Here is an 11,871-nt window from a genome sequence, read left to right on the forward strand (position 1 = left end):
TAACAAACGACTATGGCGTCAATCCTTTATTTTGGGCGATGTTTTGGTCCCACATAATGCCATCTCGAAGCATAGAGTTTAGGATGACCACCATCTTGCGAACGCAGGCAATAATTGCCACTTTCTTTGGTTTTCCAGCTTCGAGTAATCGAGCGTAAGTGTCCTTGAAAACAGGGTTACATTGCATGGCTGACATCATGGCCATGTACAAAACGGTTCTCACCTGTGCGCGGCCTCCTTGGATGACTCGTTTCCCTTTGTAGCGTCCGCTTTCTCGTGTAATAGGGGCGACGCCGATGAGTGAAGCCGCTTGTTTGTTGGTAATGTAGCCTAACTCAGGCACATTGCTGATGATAGACGCAGCGGCGATATTGCCAATACCAGGTACGCTTTGTAAGAGGGTATTTTTAGTTTGGTATTCGGGGCAATCTTCGATGAGTTTAACAAGCTTATTTTCAATCTTTGAGACCTGATTTTTTATCGCAGTCAGGATGGGTGTCATTGTCGAATGTAGGTGCTTAGGCAAAATTTGAATACGATTTTTCTCCATGGTCTGCATCGCGAGCAGCTGATTGCGGCGAATTACTAAGTCACTCATTAAACGTATGTTCTTAGCCTTTATGACCGTCAAATCAGGTTTAATGGCTTCACCATAATGGGCGATAAGCTGTACATCTAAGCGGTCATTTTTGGCTCTACGACCAATAGCACCGGCAAAGCGTTTGATATGAACAGGATTGGCACGAACAATAGGCAACTTGGCCTCGGTACACGCTAACACGAAGGGCATTTCTAGGCGCCCAGTCGCTTCGATAACGATACGCTGTGGGTTGTGTTTTTTGATAGTAGTTAAGGCCTGTTTGATACCCTTTTCGTTGTTTGGCACGGTAAAAAAGACATCGAGTGGACGGATGTAAATGTCGAGCTGTGATTTGCCAGTATCAACACCAATATTAATGTTTTGAAGTGGGTTTGTATTCATAATAAGCTAGCTCTTGCTTGCGAAATGCGGGTTCGAGACCCAGTCGACTATTCGAGGTTTATGCTTGGAGTCCTATGAGGCGTTCATGTTTGTTATCGGTCTCTCGACAGAGGAGCCAGCGTTCAACCGAACTGCCACATAGAAAGCTTTAGTTGCCGCTAAAGCCTGGGTCTCACTTTACCCTTTTGGCTTGCTTATTATCCATACAAGCGTTTAAGGCGGATTCGCAACGCTTGGCAGTTTCGCTTCGCTCAAGTTTAGCCAAGCGCTGCTCACACCTTAATGCGGCGTTATGTTTTAAGGTAGAAATCGGACATTGGAACAAATAACCGCCATCGCTACATTCTTTTTTGGAATTCTATTTGTCGTTGCCGCCATCTTTTTGTTTGTGATGGGCGTTAAGGAACAGAAACTAGAATCAAAGGGTTTTAGTTCATGGTGTAAAACTATTTTGGTTATTAGTATCTGCTTGTTTGCTGCCTACAACACATTAATAAGCGGCTACCTGAAAATGATAAATACTGGGATATTAAATTGAGTGTTTTAAAACATAACAAGCCAAGTCATCGGAAAACCACTCGCTGGCTGCGCCAAAACGCTCGCGTTTTCCGCTGCTTGGGGCGTTAAAAGGAAAAGGAGATCATTAGATGACTGTAGAATTCGAAGATATAAAGATCACTGGTGTCGACACTGCTGCCTCCGGAGGCGGTGATGGTAGCTCAGCCTTAGTTGATGTGGTTCTCACTTTGTCAAAAAGCACTCCTGCGGATTGGGCTTCATACTTCAATTCTCGTTGGGAGCAACACATCTATATGATGAAGAGACGAGCAAGAGTATCTGGTGGCCTACTGACGATTCACTGCGTTCCAGATGAGTTAGAAAATGATCACTTGCCGGAACTTAGGAAAATCGCAGATGAAACAAACGAGCGATATAAAGCGTATCTTGCTCAAAAGGAGCGTGATGATCGGCGGGAACAAGAGCGTGCCAATGCTCAAAAAGCTGAAATCGATAAGCTCAACAATATCAAGTTCGACTAAATGATTTTAACAAGGCCAGGCACGGCGACCGCTTTTCTGTTACGGCTTCGCCTTCACTACAAAGCAGCGCGTGCTGGCAGCGTTAGCCCATAAAAATTCTTATCTGAAATTCGCCTGATTTAGCCACCATCCTAACAAACTTTTGTCCAAACCTACGCTACAGCTAGCATGATACTTTAATACTCAGCTGTGGCCGGGCCCAGATAGGGTGTCCACGGCGAGTGTGAACCTATATCGCTTTCCTACAAATATCCCAAAAACTTTCACATGTGAAAGTGCTAACAGCGCTATCTAATCACCGCAAGCGCTCAAACTGCCCTCATTGGTACATTACAGGCATTAGGATCTCGATAGCTGTAGTCAATACTGGATGGCCTTTGGCGTTTCATATCCTCTGACATTTTTCTGCTTGCCTGACCGCAGCGGATGTGGAGTAGACTCAAGGCAGGCGTTTGCCCTTCCCATTCAAGCATTGCATCAAGGAATTTTACATGTTCAAACATAATCTACTGGCGCTGCTGACCATAGCGGCGCTAACCGGTGGATTGGCAGCGTGCCAATCGTCAGCCACGGCTGACCATCATCAAGAGGCCGCCAATGCTACCCATGGCAACATCGGTATCAGTCTGGCGGCCATGGATACCTCGGTAAAACCCGGCGATGATTTTTACAACTACGCCAACGGCCAGTGGATGCGGGATACGCAAATTCCGGCCGACAGGGCCTCTACCGGTGCTTTTATGGTGGCTTTTGACGCCACCGAGCGCCACAAGGCCGCATTGATAGCCGAGCTGGTGAATGCACCCCACCCGGCGGGCAGTGATGAAGCCCGCATTGCCGATTTTTATCGCGCTTATGTCAATACCGATGCCATTGAAAAAGCCGGGTTACAACCACTGCAGGCCGATCTTGCAAAAATCGCGGCGCTGCAAAACAAACAGCAGTTATCGGCAACCCTCGGAGCGACGCTGCGCGCCGATGTGGACCCGTTAAACGCCACCCATTACCACACCGAAAATCTGCTGGGGGTATTCGTCACCCAAGGCTTGGCCACGCCGGGCGAAGTGCTGCCTTACCTGCTACAGGGTGGATTGGGATTGCCAGAACGGGAATATTACCTGTCTGATGACCCCAAAATGCAGCAATTGCGCCAGGCATACCGCCGTTACATTGCCACCTTGCTGCAAACCGCCGGGATCAGTGACGCCACCTCCCGCGCTGAGCGGATTTTTGCGCTGGAGATGAAAATTGCCGCCGCCCATGTGAGCCGTGAAGCCAGTGAGGATTTTGCCAAATCATCTGCCGTATGGCACCGGGAAGATTTTGACACCAAGGCACCGGGCATTGACTGGCAAGCATTTTTTGAGGCGGCTCACCTGGGGCAACAATCCCGCTTTGCCGCCTACCACGGCCCGGCCATCAGCGGCCTTGCAGCACTGGTGGCAACTGAACCACTGGCAAGCTGGCAGGATTGGTTAACCTTCCATCAAATTAACAGCCATACCGACGTGCTGCCCCGGGCGCTGGATGATGCCCATTTTGCCTTTTACGGCACCACTTTGTCTGGCACGCCCATGCAGCGCAGCCGTGACAAGCGGGCACTGGCAGCGCTGGATAACTATCTGGGCGATGCGGTAGGCCGCGCCTATGTAAGCCGTTATTTCCCGGCATCGGCCAAGGCCAAAGTGAGCGAGCTGGTAGACAATATTGTGGGCGCTTTCCACAACCGGGTGGCCGCCATTGACTGGCTCACACCCGCTACCAAACAAGAAGCGCTGGCCAAGGTGAATACCCTTGTGGTCAGTGTGGGGTATCCGGATAACTGGCGCGACTACAGCCATTATGCGGTTGGCCACAGCGCCTATGCCAATGCCCTGGCCGGTGAACGGGCAGAATATGCCCACCAGCTGGGTAAAATCGGCAAGCCCCAGGACAAGGGCGAATGGTGGATGAATGCGCAGATTGTCAATGCGGTAAACCTGCCGGTGCAAAATGCGCTGAATTTCCCGGCCGGGATCCTGCAACCGCCATTTTTCGATGCCAAGGCTGACGATGCCTATAACTACGGCGCCATTGGCGCGGTGATCGGCCATGAAATCAGCCACAGCTTTGATAACAACGGCGCGGCCTTTGATGCAACCGGCGCCATGCGCAACTGGTGGACCCAGGCGGATTTTGACCATTTTGCCGCCCAGGGTGACGCCCTGGCCAAGCAGTTTGACCGCTATGCACCGTTTCCAGATCTGCATGTGAACGGCAAGCTGACACTGGGCGAAAACATTGCTGACGTAGCCGGCCTTGCCGCCGCATATGATGCCTACCGCGCTTCGCTGAATGGCCAAGCGGCACCGGTGATTGCCGGATTCAGCGGCGATCAGCGCTTTTTCATCGGTTATGCCCAGACCTGGGCCACCAAAATGCGCGACCAGGCCATGCGCCAGCGGATTGCCACCGATGGCCATGCACCCGGCAACTACCGCGCCCTGACCGTGCGCAATCTGGATGCCTGGTATCGGGCTTTTGATGTAAAACCCGGTGACGCCCTGTATCTGGCACCCAAAGACAGAGTGCGTATTTGGTAACACACGGGCCACTCCCTGCCTATCAGTTAAGGCCACCCATGGCGGTGGCCTTTTTCGTCCGACCGTGCCAGAGCCCCATCATGGCACCCAGGGCTCCCAGTGCCTCCCCTTTTACCCACGCCCGCTTTTGCAAATGCCGGCGGCTTATTGCACAGTAAGCTCAACAAGGCCACCGGAAAGGGAACATGTATGCAATGCTGGCAGGCGCTGATCATCCTGACACTGCTGGGCGGGCTTGCCGCCTGTAGTACGGTGCCGTCTTCTCAGACAACCGCCCAGTTGCGCCACGCAAACCACATGCCCCTGTCATCGGGGTTGCAGGCCATTGGCCAGGAGTGGCAAGGCGTGCCCTATCGTTTGGGTGGCATGAACAAAAAGGGCATTGATTGCTCCGCCTTTGTGAGCATGACCTATCAGCGGCTCACCTCCCTGATGCTGCCACGCACCGTTGCTGCCCAACAGCAACTGGGGGTTAAAGTGCCCAAACACCAGATGCAGGTGGGGGATTTGCTGTTTTTCAAAACCGGCTGGCGCAGTCGCCATGTGGGCATTTATCTTGGCAATCATGAATTTTTACATGCCTCGACCAGTCAGGGCGTAATGGTGTCGTCATTGGATAATCCCTATTGGCAGCAAACGTTCTGGCAGGCAAGGCGCCTGCTGTAGCACCGGGGGAGTGCCGCATGGACAGTTTGTTATTGGCAAAAATCATCACCGCCATACTGGCCGTACTGGGGTTGTCGCTGGTGGCGGAGCGGGTCAGCCCCAAAGTTGCCGGGGTATTATCCGGATACCCCCTGGGCACCGCCATTGCACTGTTTTTTATGGGTATTGAATTGGGGACCACATTTGCAGCGGCCAGTGCCACCGCTGCACTTTCAGGGTTTATTGCCTCGCTGCTGCTGGTATGGGGTTACTCCTGGGGCATGCGCCTGAGTGGCCAAAAGCCGCGGGTCATGGTGGCTTTGCTGGGGTCGAGCCTGGGGCTGCTGGCCTTTGGCATCAGCGGTTATCTGTTAAGCCTGCTGCAACTCGGGCTGGCAGGCGGCAGCGTGGCGCTGCTACTGGCCTTGTGCTTCATGGGCCACATACTGGCCAAAATGCCCGATGCCACGGTTGTCCGCCCGGTCAGGCTCAGCCCGTTGGTACTGCTGCTCCGGGCCGGTGGCGCCGCGCTGCTGGTATTGGCCATCACCGCTGCCGCCAAATGGCTGCCCCCGGCAGCAGCGGGCATTCTGGCGGCCTTTCCCATCACCCTCTACCCGTTTTTGCTGATTATCCATTTAGCCTACGGCCCGGCGCAGGCCCAAACCATCATCAAACACTATCCTCGGGGGCTTGGCGCCCTGATGTGCTATGCCATTAGCGTCAGCTGGCTTTATCCGGTCGTGGGCATTGCCGGTGGCACGGTGCTGGCATTTGGCGTTGCCACTCTTTATCTGCTGGGGCTGAGCGGTTGGCCCCATTTTAGGCGTGCCAAAAGGCAAAATCCCACCCTGCCGGATGAGCCACAATAGGGAATTGTGATATGTTATGCGCCATTGCAACGCATTATTTTTGCCAAGGGGAACAACATGGAAAAAGCCAAAATCGGGATTGTCACCGTGAGCGATCGGGCCAGTGCCGGTATTTACGAGGATCTGTCAGGCAAAGCGATTATGGATACCCTGAAAGAGTATCTGGTGAGCCAATGGGAAGCGGTTTATGAGGTCATTCCCGACGAGCGCGAACAGATTGAAGCCACGCTGAAACGCATGGCGGATGAAGATGGCTGCAGCCTGATTGTGACCACCGGCGGTACTGGCCCAGCCAAACGCGATGTCACCCCGGAAGCCACCGAAGCGGTATGTGACCGCATGATGCCCGGTTTTGGTGAGCTGATGCGGCAGGTGTCCCTCCAGTATGTGCCTACCGCCATTTTGTCGCGGCAAACTGCCGGACTGCGGGCCGATTCCCTGATTGTTAACCTGCCGGGGAAACCCAAATCCATCCGCGAATGCCTGGATGCGGTGTTCCCTGCCATTCCTTACTGCATCGACTTGATGGAAGGGCCTTATCTCGAATGCAATGAAGCGGTGATAAAACCCTTCCGCCCGAAAAAATAAGGGCCGTTGCCTCAAAAGATGAAACCATGAAAACCAATACCGGGCAGGCAGCCCGGTATTTTTGCATTGGCCTTTAGCGCAACTACGGCCGCAGCTTGATATACAGCTCGCCATCACGGATTTGGATGTCTTCCACACCGTCGGCAAAGGTTGTCCAAAACCCGCCATCCCCAAACTCACTCACCAGGTTGACGTTTTTCATGTTGCCAAGCCAGGCATTGGGGATGGGAACCCCCATCAAGCTCACGCCAACCAGAGCCACCACCGGGCGGCGCTGGGCATCCAGATGGATGTCCAGCCCGGCATTCACCCGCAAAATCTCACCGGCCATCACCGGAAAATCCGCCGGAATGGGAACCAGCACCTTGGCGCTGGCAAGACTATTGGAAAAATCGATGGCCACCCGCTTGGCAAAATCCGGACTGCGGCCAATCATGGCATTGACCTCTTTTTCGCTGAACGTCACCTGCCGTTTGCTGGGATCTTCCCGGTAAGGCTCTGGCGTCAACTCGGCGCTTTCCGCGTTTTTTGGGGGCGTTCTGGGTGTCACCTGCCACCCCAGTTGCTGCAGTTTGTCATCAAGCACCCGGGTTTCGTTGGCATTAAGCTTTACCGGTGTCAGCGGTTTGGGAAAAATGTAAGTGCGGATCACCACAAAACTCACCACGGCGGTCAGCACCACGGCAGCCAGTAACAACAGCATGACCTGCATGCCGGTAAAACCGCGCTGTTGGCGTCCAAAAACGATAACGGGTGGCATCATGGGGCATCCATGGCAAAAGAAAACATGGCTTAATAGTACAAGCTGCCGCCAAGGAAAGGCAAAAACTTACCCCTTGCAGCGCCCTGATGCCGCCTAAACGGCTAAAGGCAAACATGACGGGCTGGCCGCCATGTGCCCACTCACCGGCCATCAGCCTGCTGGTCAAAGCTGCCGATAACGATTAGTATCTGTGTGCTGTCGCAGATCAAAAGATTATGGAGTATCAACCTCATGGGCATCAGAGCCATTATTGTGGACACAGCAGGAACCACAACCGATCTCAACTTTATTCAGGATGTATTGTTTCCCTATTCCGTAAAGGCGTTGCCCGACTTTTTGCAACGCCACCAACAAAATTTTCTGGTGGATGCCTGTATCAGCGATACCCGGGATATTGCACTGGAAGCCGATGCAGACTTGCCCAGAGTGGCCGAAATCCTGCAGGGCTGGATTAAAGAAGACCGCAAGGCCACTCCATTGAAAACCCTGCAGGGATTGATCTGGAAAGAAGGCTATGCCCAAAATGACTTTACCGGCCACATCTACCCGGATTTCATTGAGGCCATAAAACTGTACCGGGCCCAAGGGCTGCGGGTATACAGCTTCTCCTCCGCATCGGTGGATGCGCAAAAATTGCTGTTCAGTCACAGCGATGGTGGCGATCTTACCGAGCTGTTCAACGGCCATTTTGATACCCGGACCGGCGGCAAACTGGACAAACAGGCCTACTGCAACATTCTCAACACCATCAGCCTCACGCCCAAGCAGGTGCTGTTTGTCTCCGATCTGCTGGGCGAACTCAAGGCGGCCGCCGCCGCTGGCATGCAAACCTGCCAGATGGTACGGGACAGTGCGGTCACAACCGCGGATTTCCGTATCGCCCATGACTTCAGCGAACTGCCCATCGACTAACCCGAAGCATTTTCCAGACACCGCAGCGGCACGAATTTGCCGCTGCGGTTATCTGCCCGCCCTGCTTGAATCAATGCGCTTGTGCCACCGCCACGGGGTTGTTATGCTGGGGTAAATTTCAAACGAGCGTTTTATTATGGATGATTTCAACCGCCGCTATCCCAATGCCTGCCAGGTGAAAGTCGCATGGGGGGATATGGATGCCTTGCAACACGTGAATAATGTGGCCTATTTTCGTTATTTTGAAGATGCGAGAATTGAGTTTTTTAACCGGGAGTTTCCGTTAACCGACATGTATCAGCGCGGTATCGGCCCGGTGATCAGTGAAAACCATGCCAGTTACCGGCGGCCGGTGGTTTACCCGGACACCCTGCTGGTGGGCATTTACGGCAGCGATATCCAGGAAGACCGCTTTACCCTTCATTATGAGGTTTTCAGCACCCAGCAGCAGCGGATTACCACCACCGGCAGCTCCGTGGGAGTCATGTTCAACTTTGCCCAAGGTAAAAAAATCCCGTTACCGGCGGATTTGCGGGCAATTCTGCAACGGTTGCAGCAATAATGGGATAACAGCCCTTGCGGCACGGGGACATTAAATTACACTTGGGCCAATCTTTTCATCCGACCCCTGCTGTAGGCCGATGTTTATGAGAGCAAAATTCCTGTGCTGCCTGTGTTGCTTGTTGGTTTTCCCTTTTGGCCTTGGTGCCAAACCGCTGCCTGACAGCCACCAGCCCCTGGCCGCCGTTAGCGCCCTCTTGGTGGATATTAACAGCAACGAAGAGCTGTACGCAGAACAGGCCGACATGCCCCTGCCCATTGCCTCCATCAGCAAACTGATGACCGCGCTGGTGGTGCTGGATGCCCAGCAACCCTTGCGTGAACGGATTGCGGTGAATGTGAGCGACATTCCGGGCATGGCCAATGTGGTCTCGCGCCTGCGCATAGGCAGCACCCTGCAACGCAAAGAGGCCATTGCACTGGCGTTGATGGCTTCTGAAAACCGCGCAGCCGCCACCTTGGCCCATCATTATCCCGGCGGGTTTCCTGCGTTCATCAAGGCGATGAATGCCAAAGCCAAAGCGCTGGGCATGCAGCAGAGCCATTTTGTGGAGCCCACCGGGCTTTCCAGCGCCAATGTGTCCAGCGCCCGGGATTTGGTCAAGCTGCTGGTGGCCAGTCGTAGCTATCCGCTGCTCGGGAAACTCAGCAGCGCCAAAAATCGCAGCGTTACCTTGCGCAAGCCCCGTTACAGCCTGGCCTTTTACAACACCAATCCATTGGTGAACAAACCGGGCTGGAAGATACAACTCACCAAAACCGGTTACACCGATGCCGCCGGACATTGCCTGGTGATGCTGACGGAAATGGCCGGTCGGCAGGTGGCTTTTGTGGTGCTGGACGCCTTTGGCAAATACACCCATATTGGCGATGCCGGACGGCTGAAACGCTGGTTGCATACCGGAAAGGTCAGCAAGGTGCCGCCCCAGGCGCTGCGGTACAAACAGGAAAAACGCGCCCTGCAGCAGCAAGCCGCCGCCCATTAACCCTCATCCAGACATGAAAAAGGCTGCATCACTGCAGCCTTTTCATGTTTGTGCTTAATGGCCGTACATGGCATTAATTTCGTTGGCGTATTTGTGGTAAATCATCTTGCGCCGCAGTTTCAGCGTTGGCGTGATAAGCCCCGCTTCCATGGAAAACGCCTCCGGCAACAGGGTGAATTTCTTGATTTGCTCAAATCCCGCCAAGCCTTGTTGCAACTGTTTTAGCCGCTCATCAAAATGGGCCACCACGGCAGAATGGCGGATCAACTCCATGGGCGATTCATAGCTCAGGCCTTTCTGTGTGGCCCACTCTTCCAGTGCCTCAAACGCCGGAACAATCAGGGCGGTCACATAGTTACGGGCATCGGCAATAATGGCCACCTGTTCAATGAACGGGCAACAGCCCACTTTGCCTTCCACCCGTTGCGGTGCAATGTACTTGCCGTTGGAGGTTTTCATCAGCTCTTTGAGGCGATCGGTGATAAACAGATTGCCGAGATCATCAATGCGGCCCACATCGCCGGTTTTCAGCCAGCCATCATCAAACACGGCGGCGGTATCTTGCGGCCGATTGAAGTAACCGCGCATCACCGTATCGCCGCGCACCAGAATTTCATTATCCGCGCCAAGGCGGATTTCCACGTCATCCAGCGGCTTGCCATTGGCGCCGGTCACCCGGTTAGCCATGCTGCAACAGGCAACGGTAGCGGTGGTTTCGGTCATGCCGTATCCCACCAGCAGCGGCACATTGATGGCGGCAAAAAAAGCGCTCACGTGAGGGTCCAGCGCTGCACCGCCGCAAGGGATGTATTTGATATTACCGCCAAGCGCCTGATTCAGCTTGCGATACACCAAACGGCTGGCCAGCAGCCACTGGGCTTTCAGCCACAGATTGCCTTTGGCCCGCCCTTGGGACACCTCAAACTGGCGCTGACCGACATCCATGGCCCAGGCAAACAGTTTTTGCCTGGAGGCAGGTGCCTTGGACAGCTTGTCCTGTACGGCGCTGTAGACTTTTTCAAGGAAGCGGGGCACCACGCACACGGTGTGGGGTTTTACCGCCAGCAGGGCCTCTTTCACTTTGTGGGTGTCTGACAGGTACACATTGCGCCCGCCCTGGCTCAGCACATAAAAACTCCAGCCCCGTTCGTACACGTGACTCAAGGGCAAAAATGCCAGTGACACATCGTCACGCTGAAATGGCACCCGCTTTTGGTGCTGGCGCATGGCAGAGGCGATATTGCGCTGATCAAGCATCACCCCTTTGGGATCGCCGGTGGTGCCGGAGGTGTAAATCAGCGTCATCAAGTCGTCCAGCTGGCTTTCTGCCAAACGCTTTTCCAGCTCCGGATGGGGTTGGTTGGCTTCTTCGCTGATCATCTTGTCCAGATAGAAGTGGCTGAAAGCCTTAAGCTCTACCTCGTTATCAAAGATGATGAGCTGCTGCAAAGTAGGGCACAGTTGCTGCAGCTTGCAAGCCATATGGTATTGTTCATCGTTGGCCACACACAGCACCTTGGCACCGGCATCACGGATAATGTACGCGGCCTGCTCCAGCGTGGAGGTGGGATAAATGGGCACCAGCACCCCGCGAGCCTTGATGGTGGCCACGTCAATACAAGTCCATTGAGGACAGTTGTTAGACAAGATGGCAACCCGGTCTTGTACCTCAAGCCCGCTGTCTATCAGTGCAGCCGCCAGTTGATCGGTAATCGTTTTAAACTGATTCCAGCTGACTTTATCCCAAGGGGCTTTGGTTTCGAAGCCTTCAAGGGCGATTTTATCCTGCTGTTGTTGCACCTGACGGTCCAGCAACCTGATAATTTGATACTGCTCAAGAGACATATTGCAACTTACCTTTTTAGCTTACAGCTGTTTCGCTTTTGTGCATTTTACCCCAAACCCCGGGCAAGCATAAACATTTTTGCTGCAATATCAGA

General features: G+C 53.7%; 11 protein-coding genes. 8 read left to right on the forward strand and 3 right to left on the reverse strand.

Features of this window, described 5'->3' with window-relative positions:
• Positions 1 to 10: 10 nt before the first annotated feature.
• Positions 11 to 982 carry an IS110 family RNA-guided transposase gene (locus ACIDEJ_RS14300; protein WP_411988047.1) on the reverse strand — a complete coding sequence of 324 codons (972 nt, stop codon included), beginning with the start codon at positions 980 to 982 and terminating at the stop codon, positions 11 to 13.
• Positions 983 to 1,629: 647 nt separating this feature from the next.
• Here ACIDEJ_RS14300 and ACIDEJ_RS14305 point away from each other — a divergent pair.
• The 5 genes from ACIDEJ_RS14305 to mog all read left to right on the forward strand — a co-directional run bounded on the left by ACIDEJ_RS14305 (position 1,630) and on the right by mog (position 6,709).
• Positions 1,630 to 2,022, forward strand: a complete 393-nt coding sequence (locus tag ACIDEJ_RS14305) for a hypothetical protein (RefSeq protein WP_411988746.1) — start codon at positions 1,630 to 1,632, stop codon at positions 2,020 to 2,022.
• Positions 2,023 to 2,513: 491 nt separating this feature from the next.
• On the forward strand, positions 2,514 to 4,604 hold the full coding sequence (locus ACIDEJ_RS14310; protein ID WP_411988747.1) for a M13 family metallopeptidase: 2,091 nt from the start codon (positions 2,514 to 2,516) through the stop codon (positions 4,602 to 4,604).
• 189 nt (positions 4,605 to 4,793) lie between these two features.
• Complete coding sequence (locus tag ACIDEJ_RS14315; RefSeq protein WP_411988748.1) at positions 4,794 to 5,270, forward strand: NlpC/P60 family protein; 477 nt, start codon at positions 4,794 to 4,796, stop codon at positions 5,268 to 5,270.
• A 17-nt stretch (positions 5,271 to 5,287) separates the two neighbouring features.
• On the forward strand, positions 5,288 to 6,121 hold the full coding sequence (locus ACIDEJ_RS14320) for a hypothetical protein (RefSeq protein WP_411988749.1): 834 nt from the start codon (positions 5,288 to 5,290) through the stop codon (positions 6,119 to 6,121).
• Positions 6,122 to 6,178: 57 nt separating this feature from the next.
• Entirely contained in the window at positions 6,179 to 6,709 is a 531-nt protein-coding gene (mog, locus tag ACIDEJ_RS14325; protein ID WP_411988750.1) for a molybdopterin adenylyltransferase, read from the forward strand.
• Positions 6,710 to 6,791: 82 nt separating this feature from the next.
• On the opposite strand, the gene ACIDEJ_RS14330 is transcribed toward mog, so the two are convergent.
• Positions 6,792 to 7,472, reverse strand: coding sequence for an arginine N-succinyltransferase (locus ACIDEJ_RS14330; RefSeq protein ID WP_411988751.1), 681 nt, complete (start codon positions 7,470 to 7,472; stop codon positions 6,792 to 6,794).
• Between the two features lie 231 nt (positions 7,473 to 7,703).
• On the opposite strand from ACIDEJ_RS14330, the gene mtnC reads away from it, so the two are divergent.
• From mtnC to pbpG, 3 genes are all read left to right on the forward strand, one after another.
• The gene (mtnC, locus tag ACIDEJ_RS14335) at positions 7,704 to 8,384 is read left to right on the forward strand and encodes an acireductone synthase (protein WP_411988752.1); all 681 of its coding nucleotides are present in this window, start codon (positions 7,704 to 7,706) and stop codon (positions 8,382 to 8,384) included.
• A 136-nt stretch (positions 8,385 to 8,520) separates the two neighbouring features.
• On the forward strand, positions 8,521 to 8,946 hold the full coding sequence (locus tag ACIDEJ_RS14340; RefSeq protein ID WP_411988753.1) for an acyl-CoA thioesterase: 426 nt from the start codon (positions 8,521 to 8,523) through the stop codon (positions 8,944 to 8,946).
• 85 nt (positions 8,947 to 9,031) lie between these two features.
• On the forward strand, positions 9,032 to 9,931 hold the full coding sequence (gene pbpG, locus ACIDEJ_RS14345) for a D-alanyl-D-alanine endopeptidase (protein WP_411988754.1): 900 nt from the start codon (positions 9,032 to 9,034) through the stop codon (positions 9,929 to 9,931).
• Between the two features lie 54 nt (positions 9,932 to 9,985).
• Here the strand turns inward: pbpG and ACIDEJ_RS14350 are convergent, their stop codons facing one another.
• The gene (locus tag ACIDEJ_RS14350) at positions 9,986 to 11,776 is read right to left on the reverse strand and encodes an AMP-dependent synthetase/ligase (RefSeq protein WP_411988755.1); all 1,791 of its coding nucleotides are present in this window, start codon (positions 11,774 to 11,776) and stop codon (positions 9,986 to 9,988) included.
• Positions 11,777 to 11,871: the final 95 nt, after the last annotated feature.

It is taken from the genome of Shewanella mytili (assembly GCF_046765975.1).
Lineage (GTDB): Bacteria > Pseudomonadota > Gammaproteobacteria > Enterobacterales > Shewanellaceae > Shewanella > Shewanella mytili.

Excerpts from the sequence above, each read along its gene's own strand:
- ACIDEJ_RS14300 (WP_411988047.1), bottom strand. The coding sequence starts at position 982 with ATGAATACAAACCCACTTCAAAACATTAATATTGGTGTTGATACTGGC.
- ACIDEJ_RS14305 (WP_411988746.1), top strand. The coding sequence starts at position 1,630 with ATGACTGTAGAATTCGAAGATATAAAGATCACTGGTGTCGACACTGCT.
- ACIDEJ_RS14310 (WP_411988747.1), top strand. The coding sequence starts at position 2,514 with ATGTTCAAACATAATCTACTGGCGCTGCTGACCATAGCGGCGCTAACC.
- ACIDEJ_RS14315 (WP_411988748.1), top strand. The coding sequence starts at position 4,794 with ATGCAATGCTGGCAGGCGCTGATCATCCTGACACTGCTGGGCGGGCTT.
- ACIDEJ_RS14320 (WP_411988749.1), top strand. The coding sequence starts at position 5,288 with ATGGACAGTTTGTTATTGGCAAAAATCATCACCGCCATACTGGCCGTA.
- mog (WP_411988750.1), top strand. The coding sequence starts at position 6,179 with ATGGAAAAAGCCAAAATCGGGATTGTCACCGTGAGCGATCGGGCCAGT.
- ACIDEJ_RS14330 (WP_411988751.1), bottom strand. The coding sequence starts at position 7,472 with ATGATGCCACCCGTTATCGTTTTTGGACGCCAACAGCGCGGTTTTACC.
- mtnC (WP_411988752.1), top strand. The coding sequence starts at position 7,704 with ATGGGCATCAGAGCCATTATTGTGGACACAGCAGGAACCACAACCGAT.
- ACIDEJ_RS14340 (WP_411988753.1), top strand. The coding sequence starts at position 8,521 with ATGGATGATTTCAACCGCCGCTATCCCAATGCCTGCCAGGTGAAAGTC.
- pbpG (WP_411988754.1), top strand. The coding sequence starts at position 9,032 with ATGAGAGCAAAATTCCTGTGCTGCCTGTGTTGCTTGTTGGTTTTCCCT.
- ACIDEJ_RS14350 (WP_411988755.1), bottom strand. The coding sequence starts at position 11,776 with ATGTCTCTTGAGCAGTATCAAATTATCAGGTTGCTGGACCGTCAGGTG.